This window comes from Dyadobacter chenhuakuii (assembly GCF_023821985.2).
In the GTDB taxonomy this organism is placed as follows: domain Bacteria; phylum Bacteroidota; class Bacteroidia; order Cytophagales; family Spirosomataceae; genus Dyadobacter; species Dyadobacter chenhuakuii.
Map to the genome: position 1 here is coordinate 5,075,001 of NZ_CP098805.1, position 18,953 is coordinate 5,093,953.

Here is an 18,953-nt window from a genome sequence, read left to right on the forward strand (position 1 = left end):
TTGACGGGGGCTGCCTTTAGTACGAGAGGACCGAGGTGGACCCACCGCTGGTGAACCGGTTGTCACGCCAGTGGCATGGCCGGGTAGCTATGTGGGGAATAGATAAGCGCTGAAAGCATCTAAGTGCGAAACTAGCCCGAAGATGAATCTTCCACATAAGGGTCGTTGTAGACTACGACGTTGATAGGCTGCAGGTGTACGTGTAGAAATACATTCAGCTGAGCAGTACTAATTACCCAACAGCTTGCACATTAACATCTTAACACTTTTTGATCTCTTCTACTTCCAATATGACATTGATTACTCAAAGATATTGTTGAGTGATAAAACCAACAAAGACCTTGTTGGTGGCTATTGGCCTGGACGGTGCGACGATTCGCTTCACCTCTTGCCATAACCGATATCACTGAAAGACCAACAAAGACCTTGTTGGTGGCTATTGGCCTGGTGTTCACCTCTTCCCATCCCGAACAGAGAAGTTAAGCCCAGAACCGCCGATGATACTTGGATCAAACCTGGTAAAGTAGGTAGCCGCCACAATACCATTCAAAGACCATCTCAAAAGGATGGTCTTTTTTTGTGCCTGAGCTTTTAGCTAAAACTCACAGTTGAAGAATCAAGATACTTGTCCCTCCTATGTGTTTGATGTCTTTAAATCTTGCGTCTTTTTGGCTTTCTTGACTAAATATACTGATTACTTTCAGTTCGAATTCCTTGATATGCTCAAACCCATATTCATATATGCCTTCGTAAACAGCCGAATCATTACCAAATAACTCAAACACATCGGTTTTGGGAATAATGTATGGATCTATCGGCGTATAGTAGACTGACTGCTTGTTGAGATACGCATGATAAAGAGATAGCAGTGCAGGTCGTCGATCAGATCTTGTCATTCCCACTGTGAGCGTACTACCAACCCAGCGTAAGATGCCCGCATACAACCGAAAGTCATCCATTAAGTCTTTCATATGAGGAAGATTTGAGTTTGAAAAATCTTGAAAGAAATCTGATAAGCAGCGTTTTAAGTAAAAAGCCAAAGCCTGCGGCTTTTCAATTAGTGCTAACATCAGAATTATGGAGACTGCTTCGGCCAACGTAACAGCAAATAAGAAGGAAGTGAGCAATGTCAAAAGACTTGCTTCAATGGATGCGCTCCGCGGCTTTGACATGCTAATGATTTCCGGAGGCGGTGCTTTTATTTTCCTATTGGGTGGTAAAACGGGTATTAATGCCGTAGACGCAATTTCAGCGCAATTCATACATCCCGAATGGCACGGATTTACATTTTATGATTTTATCTTTCCCCTATTCCTGTTTTTAGCGGGCACATCGCTGGCGTTTAGTGTAACGGGAGCACTAGCAAAAGGAATCTCCCAGTCGGAAATTTTGAGAAAGACATTCAAACGAATGTTGATATTGATTGCGCTTGGTATTCTTGATAAAAATGCCCCGATCGATTTATTTGATCCGGCGCAGATTCGCTATGGAAGCGTTTTGGGAAGGATAGGCCTGGCCACATTCATTGGGGCTATTCTTTACCTGAATTTCTCCTTTACCAATAGAATTTGGATTGCAATCTCGACGCTTATCCTGTATTACTTGGCGTTGATATTCATTCCGGTGCCCGGTTACGGAGCGGGAGACCTTTCGTTTGAGGGCAACCTTGTGGGCTGGTTTGACCGGAACTTTATGCCAGGCAAACTGAAACAAGGCACTTATGATGAGCTCGCACTACTGACACAGTTTCCATCTATTTGTCTGACGTTATTTGGAACCATTGCCGGTGACATCATGCTGCGCAGCCACGTTGCCAGAACCAAGCTTATGCAGCTTTTCTTCTGCGGAATTGTAGGGATTCTCTCCGGCTTAATTTGGAATTTAGCTTTTCCAATAAACAAACACCTTTGGTCCAGCTCATTCATCATGCTTACCTCCGGAATGGCTTTTGCATTACTGGCTATATTTTACTGGATCATAGATGTAAAAGGCTATAAGAAGTGGGCTTTTTTCTTCCAGGTGATAGGAATGAACTCTCTTGTAATTTATCTGGCAGTCCGGTTTATCGACTTCAATGCATCCTCGAAACTTCTCTTTGAAGGGATTTATAAGTATTCGCCAGAAAAATGGCATGAAGTATTTAATGCATTAGGAGGGTTTGTAATCGTCTGGTTTTTCCTCTATTTTCTTTACAGACATAAAATCTTTGTAAAAGTCTAGTCAGCAAGCGAGACGCTTTTGCCAAGATATTTACCATACCTCTTAGCTTCTGTCGCGATAGATTTAATTTTGGCCTTACTGACTTTTTCAAAAGGCATAGCTTCAACTGAAATCTTATCCTTCTTTAAAATTCGCTTCCAAAGGCCTATCACTTGCCCATCCGATACAATGGTTGGCATAAACATTCCGTTGTTTCCAGGAACGATTCTACCCGCATATTGAGCTGCCAGGATCGGCGTTCTATCCGTGTAGCCCAGCATATACTCATCAAAATCTGGTAGTAAAAATGTTGAAGGGATGGCGCTCATTTCAGGATGCTCAGCTCCTGTCCAATAAGTTCGTCCTTCGCACTCAATCATTTCAAGAGCCGATGAAACTGAATCTAAACCTGCTCGTGCGTCGGAGATCTTCAATCCAGACCACCAGACAAAATCATTGAGCGTGGCCGGTCCATGGCTTCTGAAATAGCGCAATGCCAGTTCTGCCAATGCTTCATCGCGTTCCAGATGCTTGGAATCAGGAACCCATTCGTCCAGCAGTACATATGTTGGTTGCTTTTCATTGTGCACACCGTGGCATAAAACCTGCTTTTGAGCAAGATAATTGATAATATGCATGCCGCGCTGATTTGCCGTTGCAATACCTGAACGCTCTAAAATGGCATATACTTCGCTCCGCATCAGTTGCTTTCCGCCTTCCAATGCACTAGACAGCAGTTCCTCGCTTTTTTTAAATGTCGCTTCGTCCAATTCCAGTTGCCGGTGCCGACCGGCTGATCCCGCAATTATCCGGGGCGTCAATAATTTAAGCAACCACCTCACATCATCAGCAGCAACGAAATGCAGTGTTCCCCGCATAGGCCACGTCCGAATGATCGCCTTCCGCGCAATGGCATTATCAATGTCTGATTCGGTACTTTTTGGCAGCCTCAAACCGAGCGACCATTTCGCGCCCGCATAGTCCTGCGCTTGTATAGCGCCCATCCACGCCACGACTTCCTCCGGTGTATTGGACGGATTATGGGAAATTTGTTGATTATGAAGGCGCAGTAATATGATGTCGTTGATGGTCATATCAAAGATATATTTCGGCCCACCGCAAATCTTCCGGTGTTGTAATCTTTATATTTTCATAGGCACCGGGAATCAGATGAATCGGATAGCCTGCGGCCTCCAAGACACTGGCGCAATCTGTAAATTGCTCATTGTAATCTACTGCGAACGCTTCCTGCATCCAATCCAGGCGAAATGTCTGAGGGGTCTGGATCAATTGAAATGCGGTTCTGTCCACAGCCTGGTTTTTCCCGCTCTCTTCAACTTTTCTAATTGAATCTTTGAGCGGAACGCTGGTAACGGCGCTGCCTTGCTCAACAGCTTTTACGAAACCTGCGGCGATAATTTCTTTACTGATAACAGGCCTTACGCCATCATGCACCGCAACCAATCCTTCATGATCTTGAATGCTGCCCAGCCCGTTTTTTACAGATGCAAAGCGGGAATCACCGCCGGCAACTAATGTGCATGCAATTTGAAATGAATGTTCTTCACAAAGCTTTTTCCAGAATATCATCTGCTCAGCAGGAAGAACCAAAACGATTTGCAGTGCATCAGAATATTTCCTGAATGCGTGAATGGTATGCATCAGGATTGGCAGACCATTGATTTTCAAAAACTGTTTGGGAAGCTCGCTTTTCATGCGGCTTCCACTTCCTCCGGCAACTATAATGACATATTCTTGCATAGCAGTCAAAAAAAATGGTCATTTATGTATCAGGAAATCAAATCCTTGACCACAAATGACCATCTTGAATTTTTATTTAAACCTTAAATAATCAGCATCGCGTCGCCGTAGGTGAAAAATTTATATTTCTCCTTGATAGCAAGGTCGTAAGCCTTCATAACCAGATCAAAACCTCCAAATGCACAAGCCGACATCAATAAAATGGACTCAGGAAGCTGAAAGTTAGATAGCAATGCAGTCGCGATTTTGAAATCGTAAGGAGGAAACACAAACCTGTCTGTCCAGCCTTCAACTGCTTTTAAATGTCCGCTCGCAGAAACAGAAGATTCGACCGCTTTCAATGAAGTCGTACCAACTGCGCAAATGCGTTTTTTGTTATCAATAGCTGCGTTGACAATGTCGGCGCTGCTTTGTGTAATTCTATAATTTTCAGAATCTGTTTTGTGTTTCGTGAGATCTTCCACATCCACAGTCCGGAATGTGCCAAGCCCAACATGCAAGGTTACAGGCGCAAAATTGACACCTTTGATCTCCAAACGCTTCATGATCGCCTTCGTAAAGTGCATTCCAGCCGTAGGGGCTGCAACTGCGCCAACGTGTTCAGCAAAAATGGTCTGGAAACGTTCTCTGTCAGATGTTTCAACTTTACGTCTGGAAATAATTTCCGGAGGAAGCGGCGTCTCACCCAATTCGTCAACAAGTTTCATGAACGCGTCGTTGTCACCGTCATAAAGAAAACGGATCGTACGGCCACGTGAAGTTGTATTGTCGATCACCTCAGCAACCAGGTCGCTGTCCCCAAAATAAAGCTTGTTACCAACACGGATTTTACGCGCAGGATCAACCAGAACGTCCCAAAGACGCATTTCACGGTTCAGTTCGCGCAAAAGGAAAACTTCAATTTTTGCACCTGTTTTTTCCTTTTGACCAAACAGACGGGCCGGAAAAACTTTTGTGTCATTAATGGCCATTACATCCCCGTCGTCAAAATAATTGATAAGGTCTGCAAAGGTTTTATGTTCTATTTCTCCTGTTTTACGGTGAACAACCATAAGGCGGGATTCGCCGCGGTCTGAAGGATGAAGTGCAATTAAACTCTGGGGAAGATCAAACTTAAATTCGGATAGCTTCATAGCTGAATATTCTGTGAATTTCTTTAGTCGTGAGCCAAATAAGGCAATAGTGTACTTCTTATGAAAGAAATGTTGAGGGCTGGATTACTTGCATAGTTATTCCAAATTCTGTAATTTTTATGCAATCCAACATTCCAAAAAATTAAGACCGCAAAAGTAGGCAATTTCCCGGGAAAATGCAAGAAAAGCATCCGTTAAAGATTGTGCATGCGGCGGAGCTTCCAGAGAGAAGCTTTTTTATTTTCAGAAGCATTATTCAAGTCAGTATCAGACTGCGTTTTCTGCAACAGATGCGTACTGATGATGGCCGCTAGCCGGGCAGAGTCGCTGCTAATTTCCTCCGTCAGCATTTGGGGCAGGAAATGATTTATTACAAAGTTCGTATCAAAATTCCCCGATCTGAATACAGGATGGTTCATCACAAATTTGCAGAAAGGCAGCGTGGTTTGCACGCCCGAAATCTGGTATTCGTCAATGGCCCGGATCATTTTCTGAATGGTTTCTTCACGGTCCGCACCGTAAGTAATAAGTTTTGCGATCATCGGGTCGTAATAGATCGGAATGTCCATGCCCTGTTCGAATCCATCATCAACCCTGACGCCATTCCCGCCCGGCTTGATGTATGTATGTAATGTTCCCACGTCGGGAAGAAAATTATTGGTGGCGTCTTCCGCATAAACGCGCACTTCTATCGCGTGGCCTTTGATCGCAAGGTCGCTTTGTTTCAATGTCAAAGGCTTTCCTTCTGCAATGAAGATCATTTGTTTTACCAAATCAACACCTGTAATCTGTTCCGTTACAGGATGTTCCACCTGAAGGCGCGTGTTCATTTCCAGAAAATAGAAATTTCCTTGCTCGTCCAGAATAAACTCAACCGTCCCGGCTCCATAATATCCGCATGATTTGGCCACATCAATGGCACAGCGGCCCATTTCTACTCTGGTTTCATTTGTGATTGATATAGAAGGTGCTTCTTCGATTACTTTCTGATGCCGGCGCTGAATGGAGCATTCGCGCTCAAACAAATGGATAATGTTGCCATGCTGATCGCCTAAAATTTGAATTTCAATGTGTTTGGGGGAAGTAATGTATTTTTCAATAAATACAGAACCATCGCCAAAAGAAGTTTGCGCTTCGCTAACGGCCCGGTCCATTTGTTCGTCAAAATCACTTTCGTTATCAACCACCCGCATGCCTTTTCCACCGCCACCTGCAGAAGCTTTGATCAAAATAGGATAACCAATTTCCCGCGCTCTCGTTTTGGCTTCCATGCGATCGGTTATGGCTGTCTCTGTGCCAGGCACCATAGGGATGTTGTATCGGCTGGCTGCCTGCTTTGCGGCCAACTTACTGCCCATGATCTCGATTGCCTCAGGCGATGGGCCTATGAAAATAATTCCTGCTTCTCTCACCATTTGAGCAAAGCCGGCATTTTCGGATAAAAAGCCATAGCCGGGATGTATGGCGTCTACATGAAGCTCCCGGCAAACCTGAATGATTTTATCACCTCTCAAATATGATTCAGACGAAGCGGCAGGACCAATGCAAACCGCCTCATCCGCATAACGCACGTGCGGAGACTTCCTGTCCGCCTCACTAAAAACAGCAACCGTCGCAATGTTCATTTCTCTCGCCGTACGCATGATGCGCAATGCAATCTCGCCACGATTGGCAACCAGTATTTTTTTGATTGATGACATTCAGATAGACGGGATTATTGCAATCAATGATTGTAAGATAACAAAAGCATTCTTAATAGAAATGCCAGGATTTTTTATTTGGTGGGAGAATACCCGATTTTATGATGTCAGTTAGCGCACGATTTTTGTTATTTTACTAAATTACAATCAAGGCCAGGGGCTGGATTGTATTAAAGTAAGCGCAAATTTTGTTAATTTTGCATTTATCTAACATTTATATCAATTGGTTACCCACATAAAATAAAAGCGAGTGGATATTTTTGAGAAATTACGCAACAACTCCGGCCCTATCGGGACACCGGCCAAAATGCTGAACAGCCACCATTATTTTTCTTTTCCAATGTTGGAAGGAGACTTGGGGCCGCGCATGAGATTTATGGGCCGTGAGGTGTTAAATTGGAGCTTGAACAATTATTTGGGGCTGGCTAATCATCCGGAAATCAGACAAGCTGATACGGAAGCGACTGCCAAATGGGGGCTTGCCTATCCAATGGGAGCCAGAATGATGTCGGGAAATTCCGAGCTTCACGAGACTTTTGAAAAAGAACTTGCTGAGTTTGTAGGCAAAAAAGACGCATTTCTTCTGAATTACGGATATCAGGGCGTCATGTCGGCGATCGAGTGTATCTGTGACCACCGCGATGTGATTGTTTACGATGCGGAATCACATGCCTGCCTCATCGACGGAATTCGCCTGCACAAGGCCAAATTAGGTGAATACTACAAGTTCAACCATAATGATATGGCTAGCCTTGAAAAGAACCTGATCCGTGCTACGAAACTGGCCAACGAGAAAGGTGGCGGTGTGCTTGTTATTACCGAAGGCGTTTTCGGAATGTCTGGTAAAGTTGGCGATCTGAAAGCGATTGTGGAATTAAAGAAGAAGTATGATTTCCGTCTGCTTGTGGATGATGCTCACGGATTTGGCACAATGGGCGAAACCGGCGCAGGCGTAGGAGAGCTTTTGGGCGTTCAAAAAGAGGTTGATCTTTACTTCTCAACATTTGCGAAATCGATGGCCGCAATTGGCGCTTTTATCGCTTCTGACGATCCCGAAATTATCATGTTCCTGAAATATAACATGCGCTCGCAAACATATGCGAAAGCGCTTCCGATGCCATACGTAGAAGGTTGCCGCAAGCGTCTTCAAATGATCAAGACAATGCCGGAGCTTCGCGCAAAACTTTGGGAGAATGTTAAGGCTATGCAGGACGGACTGAGGGGAAGAGGTTTTAACATTGGTGAAACAGAATCTCCGGTTACTCCGGTTTTCCTTCACAGTGAAGGCGGCGTGCCGGAAGTAACGCGCATGGTGCGTGACCTTCGCGAAAATATGGGCGTTTTCTGCTCTATCGTCGTGTATCCGGTTGTGCCGAAAGGTCAGATCATGCTGCGCATTATTCCAACTGCTGCACATACATTGGATGATGTGGAATATACATTAAATGCGTTCACGACGCTGGCCGACAAACTGAAAAACAGGGTTTACCAGGTTGAGGACGTTCAAGAGGTTATCGAGTAAAAATCGGCATATTTCGCTTTCTGAGGGCTTTTTTCGCAAAAGCCCTCTTTTTTTTATTTTTATTTTGAAAATTTAATAATTACTAAATGTCTGATTTTAAGATATTTAGGTGTTTGCAAATAATTAATTGCATTTTAGAAGTGTTTTTTTTTGTTTTTTGGGTTGCGGAAATGCTTTTAATTACTAAATTTCGGTCAAAACATGCGTTTTTAGCGTGTAAAAGGCATTTTGAAACTAAAAAACAAACACAAACATGGCAAGATTTGATGAAGTTAAAGATCTGATCCTTTCACTGGAAGGCGATTTCGATAAGTTTTATGACAAAGGCAACCAGGCTGCTGGAACACGTGTACGTAAAGGAATGCAAGACCTTAAAACGTTGGCTCAGGATATCCGTGCCGAAGTTCAAAATAAGAAGAATACTGCAGAATAATCTGAGAAGGATAAATGATATAAAAGCCCGGGCATTCCTGTCCGGGCTTTTATCTTTAGAACTTTTCTGTATTGATCATTGTCGCCACACCACGCGTCACCACTTTCTTGGTTGTCGCATCCACAATCTCAGTGGAAATCTCAGCAATGTGCTTTTCCGGATTAATGGTTTTGATCGTGAAAACGGCTTTGTAATCCGTCTCAACGAACATAGGGCGGAGGAATTCTAATGTTTGTTTCAGGTAAATAGATCCAAAGCCCGGAAATTGTGTTCCCAGCACTTTTGTGAAAATGGTGGCGCCCAGCATGCCATGAATGATAGGCTTTTTAAATGAGGTCGTTGCAGCATATTCCGCATCCAGGTGAATGGGGTTGTTATCACCGGTAAGATCTGCAAACCGCTGAACTTCTTCCTGGGTCAGACGAAATGGCTGTTCGAAACTACTATCCACAACAGGTTCAATATTCATAAAATCGCTTTTATATTAACAAAAATCTAAATTCGCTCAATTATCCGATTGTTGCAAACAAACGCGTTTGCCTTAAAGCAAGAGAAGCCGTCCCGGACCGGGGCGGCTTCTCTGCTTATAATATATATGTTGTTACTCTTCAGTTTCCTCCGTTATGAGCGTAACGCCGTCTTCTAATGCTACACCTTCAATAATCTTCGGTGCCCTGGCATTGTTACGTTTGTCTTTAAACTTTTTAACCTGCATTTTTAATGTATCTATTGCTAAATCAGTTGCTTCCTCGAACGTCGTCCCTTGCTCTCTCACAAACATGGTTCCTCCCGGAACATAAAGCTTAACCTCAAGAAGTTTGGTCTGTAACTTGGCATTGTCACTTTTATCCAATTTCAAAAACACCTCTCCGCTAGTAATCCGGTCATAAAAGGTATCAAGTTTATCTAGCTTTTGTTGAATGAAGCTCAACAACTTAGGATCGGCGTCAAAATGAATTGCTTGCATTTGCAGTCTCATAAGCACTTTGTTTTAAGGTAAAACATATTTTAAACCATCCTGTCAACATGTATGCCGGGGCCGCCAATACAAGTTTCGATCCTCTCCACCCAATTTCAAATCGCTCCCCAAACACCATTTTTGATCTTAATGGTATATTAAATAAAAGGAAATAATAGGGTAATGTCAAGTAAACCGGGTTGTTTTTAAATATATTTATTTTACCTCAAAAGTGGGGATGGAAAGCGTCATGCTTCCTCCAAAAGTGTCCGAAAAGATACATATTGACCATTAAAAAGCGCATGGTGGCGCTCCTGCAAGTCGGCCTGAAAGCCGGTTTGATAAGCAAGGAAATCTTCCATGGTCCGGAACGAAAACTGCGTGGTGTAAGTCGAACCTTCGTTTTCTATCTCGGTGAGCAAGCGGAAAAGTCTACACTCAAGCGGCAGTTTTGTCGCCAGGATTTCGGGGATGTGGACTGTCTTCATGAAATCAAGCCAATCCTTTTCGGCGGCATAACTAATGTTTACTGTAATGTTAAATATGATCATGATATTTTTACTTATCGGGACTTTTTGTTGTGCAAATATCAAGCATAATGCTCGGTTGAGCGTTACATTTGCATACTTTTACTTATTCACCATAAACTGATTTGATATGAACGCGCTTATACGTGCCCACTCAGGCCTCCGTTATGTAGTGTTAGCACTTTTGATTGCAGCGATTTTCACGGCTTATTCCAATTGGCAGAAAGGATCTCAGGGCGATAGCAAAGTCTATCTGTTCGCATTCATTGCAACTCACACGCAGCTGCTGCTTGGGCTGATCCTTTATACCATGAGCGCAAAAGTGAATTTTGACCTGATCAGCGAGAAAGTGTTTCGTTTTTATTCAATCGAGCACATATTCATGATGTTGATCGCCATTGTGCTGATCACCGTCGGAAGAATCAGATCGAAAAAGCTGACCGGCGCTGCCAAGCACAGAACAGTGCTCTACTTTTACACAATGGGCCTCATTATCATTCTTGTGGCTATTCCATGGCCTTTCAGAAACCTTGGCTCCGGCTGGTTCTGATCCGCGACATTGAGTTTTAATTAAAAGGCTTTTCAAATCCGGCAGCATAGTCTCAGGAATTTGAAAAGCCTTTCTTTTTAGCCAAACAAATCGCTTGACAAATAGCGATCGCCGCGGTCGCAAATGATACAAACGATCACGCCTTCCTTCAATTCTTTGGCAAGTTCAATGGCTGCCCAGGTTGAGCCTCCGCTGCTCATTCCGGCAAAAACAGCTTCTTCTCTTGCCAGTTTACGCGTGGTGAGCACCGCATCATCCTGTGTAACCTCAATTACGCGGTCAACACGTTCTCTTTCAAATATTTTAGGAAGATATTCGACAGGCCATTTCCTGATGCCGGGAATGCTCGAACCGTCGGTAGGCTGGCAGCCTACAATCTGAATGTTCGGATTTTGTTCCTTCAAATAGCGCGAAACACCCATAATAGTGCCGGTAGTGCCCATAGAAGACACAAAATGGGTGATTGATTGATTGGTATCCTTATAAATCTCGGGTCCCGTAGTTCTATAATGTGCTTTCCAGTTATCCTCGTTTGCAAACTGGTTCAGCATGAAATAACCGCCAGCAGCTGCTTTCTCCTCCGCAATGTCCCGCGCGCTCTCCATTGTTTCCGACAGTACAACTTTTGCACCATAGGCTTCCATCGTCAGCACACGTTCCTTTGTTGAGCTTTGAGGCATAATAAGCTCTATTTCAAGATCAAACAGCCGTGCTATCATTGCCAGGGCAATGCCTGTATTTCCACTGGTGGCCTCAATCAACTTGGTGCCGGAAGTTACTTCACCGCGATCCATCGCGCCTTTTATCATACTGAATGCTGCACGGTCCTTGACGCTGCCGCCCGGATTGTTGCCTTCCAGCTTACCATAAATTTTTACGTCCGGATTGGGATTGATCTTTTTTAATTCAATAAGAGGGGTGTTACCAACCAGATCAAGAAGTGAAAACATGTAATGTTATTTTGTAGAGGTAAAAAATGCAAGCGTTCCAATCAGGAATGAAGATATGGAACTGCTATGCGTGCCGCCCGGCACCGGTGTTAATGTCACATTCGCACCCAATCCTTTCATCGTATCATATGCTTTTACCGAATTGAAGTAAAAAACAAGTTCATCCTTATCGCCGTGATATAGCTGGACAGGTGCTTTGGGTTTCCAGTTGTAAACATCATTATCTGCAATGGCCTTAATAAACTTCTCATCCTTGCCATCATTCAAATCTGTTTTGAAGCTTTCATTTAAAGCGGAATCAAAGCTTTGGCCAATCGGTGCAGAAATCCCATTTGCCGTAATATTAGTCGCAAACGGTTCTTTAAAATAGTAGGAAGCCGGGCGGTTCAGTTTATAAATGCGGTCATAGGTTAACAACACCCAGGTGTAAAGTGCATTATAGGAAGCAATTCCGTGCGTTTTTGTATTGATAATGTGCTTCATGAACGCCGTTTTATCATAAGCACCCGCGCCGCAGCTGGCAGCACGAAGGTCAAATTCACCAGCCGCTTCTTCTTCAATCATCTTATGGAGCGCCATCGTTGCGTAACCGCCTTCGCTATAACCTGCGACATACAGTTTCTCATCCCATTTCACATCTTTTTGCGCTTTCAAAAATTCCTTTGCAGCGCGCAGCATATCCAGTGAAGCTGAGGCCAGGCTCGCCCTGTGTTCGTATGGATGGGGAAGATCTTTGGAGGCGCCGTAACCAATGTAATCCGGGTAAGCAATAATGTATCCCATTGAGCCAAATAATGCCCCGAAGGAAGCTGCTTCGGCCCCGTCCTTGAAATTGGAAGGTGCAGATGCGTCGTCGCGGATTGTGCCGTGCTGAACGCTGATCATAGAAGCGGGATTGGGCGTCGACGGCAAAATCAATGCGCCGGAAGCCATAATGTCCGTTCCGTCCGTATTCTTTGTCTTGTAAGTGATTTTAAAAACCTTAATGCCGTTTTTGACATATGCGGATACCAATGGTCGAAGGTCACCGGCTTTCTCGATCACCTGTTCTTTGGTCATTTCGGTGATAACAGTGCTTTCAGTGAGATATTTATTCTCAACCGGCGGATCCACAGGCAGTGGTTTGTCGTCTTTGCAGGAGTAAAGCAGCAACAAACTCCACACAAGCAGGAAGGATAACCTCCTCTGAAACACTACGATCGTAAATTTTTGCATATTCTTAAAGAAAAGGTCATCGTTCAAGTTTAGATAACGAACGATGACCTTTTTTAGATCGTGAAATGGATAAATTTCTGACTTAAATTTTTCCCATATACCAGTTGATCATACGCGCCGTGGCATCGGGCCGCTCTACCATTCCCATATGCCCTGCTTCTGCAAGGATAAATGGATAGCTCTGTCTGGGGAATTCCGACAATGTGATCACGCTTTCAAAAGGAATGAGCTTATCCTGCATACCAATAATGAGCAAAACCGGGAACGTCATGCGTGTGAGCACCGCCGTGCGGTCGGGCCGGTTACGCATGGCTGCAATGCCTGCGATAAGCGCTTCCGCGGGAAGTTTGCCAAAATGGTTGATGTGTTCCTTAATCCTCTCAGGGTAAAGTTCTTTATATCTTTCCCCAAAAAGATTTCCAGCCGTGTTTTTAACAAATGCTTCCGTTCCATGATTTTTAAGAAGATCGATGGTCTGGTTGCGCTGGTGTTTTTTTGCCTCGTCGTCGGCATAGGCAGTGGAGTGGAATAACCCGAAACCTTCGAGCATGTCCAGGTATTTGTCTGCAAATGCGAGGGCAATGTAACCGCCCATCGAATGGCCGATCAGCACGCATTTCGTAATGTTGGCATTGGTCAGGAACCGATGCAATTCATCTGCATAATCTTCAACGGACTGGCAGAATGTGAACAGGGAAATATTAGGCCTTACTATTGTAAAATCATTATTAAGCGCGGCATCAAGGTTATCCCAAATCGTATCATCTATGCCATGTCCATGCAGCAATACCAGAGTTTTACGGTGTAGATTCATATAGATTTGCTTTCAAGGTTGAGAACTTGTTTGGCTAAATATACATAAACCTTGCGCTTTACGGGCTTTTTGAAATGAAGGAATTGTGAAATAATACCAGATATCCGCTATTTAGCTTTGGCCAATTCTTCCTCCCGCAGTGCCCTTCTCAGGATTTTTCCAACATTCGTTTTTGGCAATTCATTTCGGAATTCTATCTGGCGCGGGATCTTATAGCCCGTTAAATTTTCCTTGCAAAAGGCCTTCACTTTTTCTTCCGTAAGCGCCGGATCTTTCTTCACAACATATATTTTTACAAGCTCACCCGACTTCTCGTCAGGAACGCCTACACACGCAACTTCCATAACACCCGGACATTGCGCAACCACATCTTCAATCTCATTAGGATACACATTAAACCCGGAAACCAGGATCATATCTTTTTTACGGTCCACGATTTTGAAAAAACCATCTGCGTCTTCATAACCAATGTCACCCGTTTTGAACCATCTACCACTTTCGTCTTCAAATATCACTTTTACAGTTTCGTCGGGGCGGTTGTAATAGCCCAGCATAATCTGTGGCCCTCTGGCACAAATCTCACCTTTCTCGCCAACGGCTGCCCAGGTTTCGTCATCTTTCAGGATACGCATTTCCGTGCTCGGAAAGGGAAGTCCTATTGTGCCTGGCTTATGATGATCATCCAATGGATTTACAGAAAGCACCGGTGACGTTTCCGATAAGCCGTATCCCTCTACCAGCGGACAGCCGGTTACTTTTTCCCAGCGCTCGGCAACTACTTTTTGCAGCGCCATGCCGCCGGCAATGGTTATTTTAAGTTCAGAAAAATCAACGGAGCTGAAATCGGGGTTGTTGAGGAGCCCGTTAAACAATGTATTAAGGCCCGGAAAGATGTGAAAACGGAATTTTTTCAATTCCTTCACAAATGCCGGAAGGTCCTTTGGATTGGTGATCAGGATATTGAGCGCACCCCATTTAATGCCGCACAAGCCGTTAATGGTCAAAGCAAAAACGTGATACAATGGCAATGCTCCTACAATGGTAAGCTGGCCTGTGGCTGGCGAACGTCTCATTTTAGACATCAGCCATTCATTGATTCCCTCTACATTGGCGATCAGGTTGCGATGGGTGAGCATTGCGCCTTTTGAAACGCCTGTTGTTCCACCCGTATATTGGATAAATGCAATGTCAATCCCTGAGATGTTTGGCCTTTTATATTCGCATCCCGCGCCTATGGATAATGCTTTGGTAAAAGAGACAGCGTCCGGAAGGTTGTATTTCGGCACCATCTTCTTCACATATTTTACAACAGCATTAACAATCAGCTTTTTAGGAAACCCTAAAAGATCCCCGATCTCGGTGATGATTACGTGCTGAATGTTGGTGTTAGCAACAATTTTTTCCAGGTTCATGGCAAAATTCGCCAGGATCACAACCGCTTTGGCGCCTGAATCCTTAAACTGATGCTGCATCTCACGCGGCGTATACAGCGGATTCGTATTCACAATGATCAATCCAGCCCTTAATGCACCCATCATGGCCACCGGATACTGCAGCAGATTCGGCATTTGGATAGCAATGCGGTCGCCCTGAACCAGGCCCAGTCCTTGCAGATAGGCCGCGAAATTTCTGGACAAAACATCTACTTCGCCAAACGTTAGCTGCTTGTCCATATTGGTGTAAGCAGGCTTGTCCGCATTGTCGCGGAATGTCGTTTCCATCATGTCAACAAGGGAAACGTAAGCGTCAGGGTTTATTTCGTAGGGAATTCCTTCGGGGTAATTTTTCAGCCACGGATAGGTTTCCTTAGATATAGCGATCATAATTCAAAAAGGAAAAGGGTTCGGAATAGGTGCGTTTCCAAAAATCAAGGTAATCAATAACAAAAGAAAATTATTGATCGTGTCCAATTAATTTTTTGAAAAACAATAATTCTTAAATGATAACGCAAAAGCCTCTCAGGAATTATTTTCGTGCCAGTTCCCAACGCCACAGCGGCCCTTCGTCGGGATCGTTAATATCCTCAGTTTGCTTAAAACCGATTTTTTCCAGGATTTTCACAGATGCATTTTCCTCCCTTAATGTATGCGCCAGTATCTTATGAACGCCGGGTTGTGCAAATGCATGTTCGGTAAGCCCTTTTGCAATTTCCAATCCCAGACCTTTCAAACGGTGTGAAGGCATGATCTCATAACCTATTTCGACCATTCCGCTTGCATCCGGTTCGCCTTTGTAGCCGCAGGAGCCGATCAGCATGTTATCAGGCATGTGTATAACCAAATAAACCCACCAGTCCCGTAAAGGAGGGTGGGCTTTCCAGCGATGGTACGATGGCGTAAAAGTATCCCGGAACTCGGTCCACTTTTTAGGTACATTCACACCCATTACGCGTGCTAATGTGTTATTACCCATGCGTATGGCGTCAAAAAGCGTATCGTCGCAGGGTACAATCCTTAAATTGGGGGTTAGAATCATATCAATAATTTAACCCCCAATTTAGAACATTATGAGTTGTTTTCGTCAAACCGGTCCGTTATTGCTTTCCGGATTGCCTGGTGTGGGCGCATTCCCGTAGCGCGTGAGCGGGGAACAGCGCGGTCTGCCGAGGCATTGGATTTGGCGCGTAATGCCAGGTTGGAAACGGTTAAATGGCTGTTTCTCCAAGCATCATATTCCTCTTCGCCCATCACATCCCGACTCACCTGACCATGCGCATATCCGTCTCCGTATGAATGTACACGTGTGTCGGTTAATGTTTGTTTCCGCTCTGCTTCCAGGCTTTCTATCTCCGCTTTGATCTTGGCTTCTTCCTGTTTCAATTCTTCCAGAGCAGGCATCACCGCAATATCATTTTCCAGGATGCTTTTTTGTGTCAAATGTGCGGTTAGCGTTTCCTGTAATGGCTCCATTTGTTTGAGAATGCGTTTTCTTCTGCGTCTCAAACGCCAGAGTTTTGGGTCAATTTGCAGCCATCTATACCAGAAACCCTGCAAGACAGGCAATGCCATACCTAGCGAGACGGCACCGGCAATCGCAAAAAGCACACCACTCATGACGAAAGAAAGCAACGCCCAGGGACTATTAACCAGATCCAGATTTAGCTGATCCGAATTACGAAGCGCTTCTTCGATCTTATTCGTCAACTCGGGACTGTTCACCGGCGCACCCGTAAGTGGGTCAACTGCATTCAATTGCAGGTTTTTAACCGATTTATTGATCGCTTCTTTCAGCTTATCTGTCCGATAGGCTTCATAACGGAACCAACCCAAAATGATCAGGGTAACAATCGCAAAAATGGAAAGCACCAGTTTAAATCCGGCATAACGTGACCTCGCTTTGGGCGTTTCATTTTTGTGATAAGGTTCTTCTACCAACCGGTCATAAGCTGGCTTCAACAGGATGGAAAGCATGGCCAAACCGATCGCAAATGCCCAGGCTTCGTTGGAGTTACGGATATTCAAGGCATAGGCCACGATCTCGTGGGAAATGATCAGGTCACCCGCTATAAAGGATATTCCTGCTGCCAGAAATATGAGTCCGGCAATTAAGGAGTAGGATGGCGCCTTGCTCGCACGTTTTTCCCTCAATTCCTCGGTTATAGAGTCGATTTCAGCAATGGACTTCTCGCTGTCCTGCACTTTTTTGGCAGCATTATTAAGGCCCATCACTTCATTTTGCAGTTTGTCGTAAGCAGTTTTATGCTGCCTGATGGTTTCCTGCTGCTTATTTTTGACCGAAGAAAGTTCTTCTCTTTTGGTGTTAATTCTATCAATAACCCAGTCGTGGTTCACATTGCTGGACAGATAGGCCTCATATACCTGGCGGTCAATGCCTTCGATTCCGCTGGAATATCCGTGCTGGAAATCGCCGCCCTGGTTTGGATTCTGCTCGTTCATGACGTTTCGTATTTTGTATGATCGAAATCAATTTTCTAATTATCAGCACATTACTTCGAAAAAGCTGTGCCTGTAAGCTTAATCCCTGCTTTTGCGGATCAGATTCAGCTGTCTTGCGGTAAGCTCGTTCTTCATTCTGCGGGCCAGGTAAAACTCGCTTTCAAACAGTTTTACCAGCATATCCCTCTTTGCATAAAGCTTGTCGCGTTCCGTTTCTGAAGTGCTTTGTTCACGCAGGATCTGCCATTTTTTGACGCGCAACTCGTCAATTTCCACTTGAAGGGTTTGGCATTCGTTTTCCCAGTTGTAATTATTGTCAGCGGAATCCTGGCTGTCTTTCCGGATATGGAGCCAAGCCTTTGTATCGTTCCATAAAACCGTAATGTTGCTCAGCAAAAGCTTGCCTGCGAACATAAAAAGGAAGAAAACGAATATAAACAGCGCTAATGCCTGCCACCAGGTCTGGTGTGTAACAACATTGGCAAACACAAACAATGCTGCTGCAAACGGAAGCCCGATCTCTTCCAGTAGCGACTTCCAGGTCACCCGGGATTCAGTGTCATGGAAAAGGGAAATTTTGCCAAATAAGCTGAACATTCCCGCCAGGAACACACCGAGCGCGATCCACGAATTATCTGCAAATGCAGGTTTCAATGATTCCCGGATCAGGAAGAAGTTGCCGATACACATGGCCACGCAGAGTGTTATGCCCATTAATGTGCGGGGCAAATGGTGCTCGCGTTCCGTGTTACTAACCGGGTTTTTTAACTTGTCCTTTAATTCCTCAATCCGGTTATTTTTCTGCCCGATAAAGAGGTTAAGTTCCTGAATGCGTTCATTATGCTGTTCAATGCTGGCAATGTGGCCGGCAACGAGATTTGAAAAATACTTATGGATAATGTCCGTCTTTTCATTCGGGTCAGACTCAGAAAGTCCAAACAAAACACCCTCATCACGCAATGTATCTTCGTCTTCCAGCCAATACGGCATGGGCACTTCCACTTTCTGTATTTCAGGAATTTCGGCAACAGCAGGTTGAGGCGCCTGTACGTGTGTTGGTTGAATGTAGGTTACAGGCGTATAATCGGAGGGAGCGTTGGGAGCTGTTGCGTTTTCAACAGGCTCATCATCATAGTATTGGTCCGCGTCGGATGCGTTGGGGCGGAACCAATTCGCAATTAGTTCAGTCAATTTTGCCATAGTTTTTCATGGTTAACCTGCGATTATCCATGAAAACAGAGAAAATTGCTACATTATTGTGATGACCGGGGATTAAAAAAGGTAACCAGCTGACG

General features: G+C 44.5%; 19 protein-coding genes and 2 rRNA genes (1 of these 21 only partly in view). 6 read left to right on the top strand and 15 right to left on the bottom strand.

The window, feature by feature from the left end; genetic code table 11:
• Both NFI80_RS21200 and rrf read left to right on the top strand, forming a co-directional pair.
• Positions 1-252: ribosomal RNA gene (locus tag NFI80_RS21200) — 23S ribosomal RNA — on the top strand; it begins 2,570 nt to the left of the window's first position.
• A 176-nt stretch (positions 253-428) separates the two neighbouring features.
• A 5S ribosomal RNA gene (gene rrf / locus NFI80_RS21205) occupies positions 429-540 on the top strand.
• Between the two features lie 62 nt (positions 541-602).
• Here rrf and NFI80_RS21210 read toward each other — a convergent pair.
• Positions 603-1,070, bottom strand: coding sequence for a hypothetical protein (locus NFI80_RS21210; protein ID WP_235166249.1), 468 nt, complete (start codon positions 1,068-1,070; stop codon positions 603-605).
• A gap of 7 nt (positions 1,071-1,077) precedes the next feature.
• Here NFI80_RS21210 and NFI80_RS21215 point away from each other — a divergent pair, with 7 nt between their 5' ends.
• Entirely contained in the window at positions 1,078-2,220 is a 1,143-nt protein-coding gene (locus tag NFI80_RS21215; RefSeq protein ID WP_235166250.1) for an acyltransferase family protein, read from the top strand.
• Here the strand turns inward: NFI80_RS21215 and NFI80_RS21220 are convergent.
• From NFI80_RS21220 to NFI80_RS21235, 4 genes are all read right to left on the bottom strand, one after another.
• Entirely contained in the window at positions 2,217-3,293 is a 1,077-nt protein-coding gene (locus NFI80_RS21220) for a winged helix DNA-binding domain-containing protein (protein WP_235166251.1), read from the bottom strand. The two genes, NFI80_RS21215 and NFI80_RS21220, sit on opposite strands and share 4 nt — an antisense overlap.
• 1 nt (position 3,294) lies before the next feature.
• Positions 3,295-3,960 (bottom strand): 2-C-methyl-D-erythritol 4-phosphate cytidylyltransferase, encoded by a 666-nt coding sequence (locus NFI80_RS21225; RefSeq protein ID WP_235166252.1) that lies wholly within the window; start codon positions 3,958-3,960, stop codon positions 3,295-3,297.
• A gap of 83 nt (positions 3,961-4,043) precedes the next feature.
• Positions 4,044-5,093: a tRNA preQ1(34) S-adenosylmethionine ribosyltransferase-isomerase QueA gene (queA, locus tag NFI80_RS21230; RefSeq protein ID WP_026632829.1), complete on the bottom strand. Its 1,050-nt coding sequence runs from the start codon at positions 5,091-5,093 to the stop codon at positions 4,044-4,046.
• A 194-nt stretch (positions 5,094-5,287) separates the two neighbouring features.
• Positions 5,288-6,793: an acetyl-CoA carboxylase biotin carboxylase subunit gene (locus tag NFI80_RS21235; protein WP_235166253.1), complete on the bottom strand. Its 1,506-nt coding sequence runs from the start codon at positions 6,791-6,793 to the stop codon at positions 5,288-5,290.
• Positions 6,794-7,043: 250 nt separating this feature from the next.
• Here NFI80_RS21235 and NFI80_RS21240 point away from each other — a divergent pair, with 250 nt between their 5' ends.
• Both NFI80_RS21240 and NFI80_RS21245 read left to right on the top strand, forming a co-directional pair.
• Positions 7,044-8,315: an aminotransferase class I/II-fold pyridoxal phosphate-dependent enzyme gene (locus NFI80_RS21240; RefSeq protein ID WP_233797578.1), complete on the top strand. Its 1,272-nt coding sequence runs from the start codon at positions 7,044-7,046 to the stop codon at positions 8,313-8,315.
• A 253-nt stretch (positions 8,316-8,568) separates the two neighbouring features.
• Positions 8,569-8,748 (top strand): BF3379 family histone-like protein, encoded by a 180-nt coding sequence (locus tag NFI80_RS21245; protein WP_026628750.1) that lies wholly within the window; start codon positions 8,569-8,571, stop codon positions 8,746-8,748.
• Between the two features lie 55 nt (positions 8,749-8,803).
• Here NFI80_RS21245 and NFI80_RS21250 read toward each other — a convergent pair whose 3' ends face one another.
• The 3 genes from NFI80_RS21250 to NFI80_RS21260 all read right to left on the bottom strand — a co-directional run bounded on the left by NFI80_RS21250 (position 8,804) and on the right by NFI80_RS21260 (position 10,257).
• Complete coding sequence (locus tag NFI80_RS21250) at positions 8,804-9,217, bottom strand: MaoC family dehydratase (RefSeq protein WP_235166254.1); 414 nt, start codon at positions 9,215-9,217, stop codon at positions 8,804-8,806.
• 132 nt (positions 9,218-9,349) lie between these two features.
• On the bottom strand, positions 9,350-9,727 hold the full coding sequence (gene hpf / locus NFI80_RS21255) for a ribosome hibernation-promoting factor, HPF/YfiA family (RefSeq protein ID WP_026628748.1): 378 nt from the start codon (positions 9,725-9,727) through the stop codon (positions 9,350-9,352).
• Between the two features lie 227 nt (positions 9,728-9,954).
• Positions 9,955-10,257, bottom strand: coding sequence for a DUF4286 family protein (locus NFI80_RS21260; RefSeq protein WP_235166255.1), 303 nt, complete (start codon positions 10,255-10,257; stop codon positions 9,955-9,957).
• A gap of 106 nt (positions 10,258-10,363) precedes the next feature.
• Here NFI80_RS21260 and NFI80_RS21265 point away from each other — a divergent pair, with 106 nt between their 5' ends.
• On the top strand, positions 10,364-10,783 hold the full coding sequence (locus NFI80_RS21265; RefSeq protein WP_233797575.1) for a cytochrome B: 420 nt from the start codon (positions 10,364-10,366) through the stop codon (positions 10,781-10,783).
• 77 nt (positions 10,784-10,860) lie between these two features.
• On the opposite strand, the gene cysM is transcribed toward NFI80_RS21265, so the two are convergent.
• The 7 genes from cysM to NFI80_RS21300 form a co-directional block, all read right to left on the bottom strand.
• Positions 10,861-11,733: a cysteine synthase CysM gene (gene cysM / locus NFI80_RS21270; protein ID WP_235166256.1), complete on the bottom strand. Its 873-nt coding sequence runs from the start codon at positions 11,731-11,733 to the stop codon at positions 10,861-10,863.
• Positions 11,734-11,739: 6 nt separating this feature from the next.
• Positions 11,740-12,948 carry an alpha/beta hydrolase family protein gene (locus tag NFI80_RS21275; RefSeq protein ID WP_235166257.1) on the bottom strand — a complete coding sequence of 403 codons (1,209 nt, stop codon included), beginning with the start codon at positions 12,946-12,948 and terminating at the stop codon, positions 11,740-11,742.
• 82 nt (positions 12,949-13,030) lie between these two features.
• Positions 13,031-13,762 (bottom strand): alpha/beta fold hydrolase, encoded by a 732-nt coding sequence (locus NFI80_RS21280; protein ID WP_235160582.1) that lies wholly within the window; start codon positions 13,760-13,762, stop codon positions 13,031-13,033.
• A gap of 107 nt (positions 13,763-13,869) precedes the next feature.
• Entirely contained in the window at positions 13,870-15,585 is a 1,716-nt protein-coding gene (locus tag NFI80_RS21285) for an AMP-binding protein (protein WP_235166258.1), read from the bottom strand.
• 142 nt (positions 15,586-15,727) lie between these two features.
• Entirely contained in the window at positions 15,728-16,237 is a 510-nt protein-coding gene (locus NFI80_RS21290; RefSeq protein WP_235160580.1) for a GNAT family N-acetyltransferase, read from the bottom strand.
• A 29-nt stretch (positions 16,238-16,266) separates the two neighbouring features.
• Positions 16,267-17,658 carry a hypothetical protein gene (locus NFI80_RS21295; RefSeq protein WP_235166259.1) on the bottom strand — a complete coding sequence of 464 codons (1,392 nt, stop codon included), beginning with the start codon at positions 17,656-17,658 and terminating at the stop codon, positions 16,267-16,269.
• A gap of 78 nt (positions 17,659-17,736) precedes the next feature.
• A complete protein-coding gene (locus tag NFI80_RS21300) occupies positions 17,737-18,858 on the bottom strand; it encodes a hypothetical protein (protein WP_235166260.1) in 1,122 nt (373 codons plus the stop codon).
• Positions 18,859-18,953 lie beyond the last annotated feature (95 nt).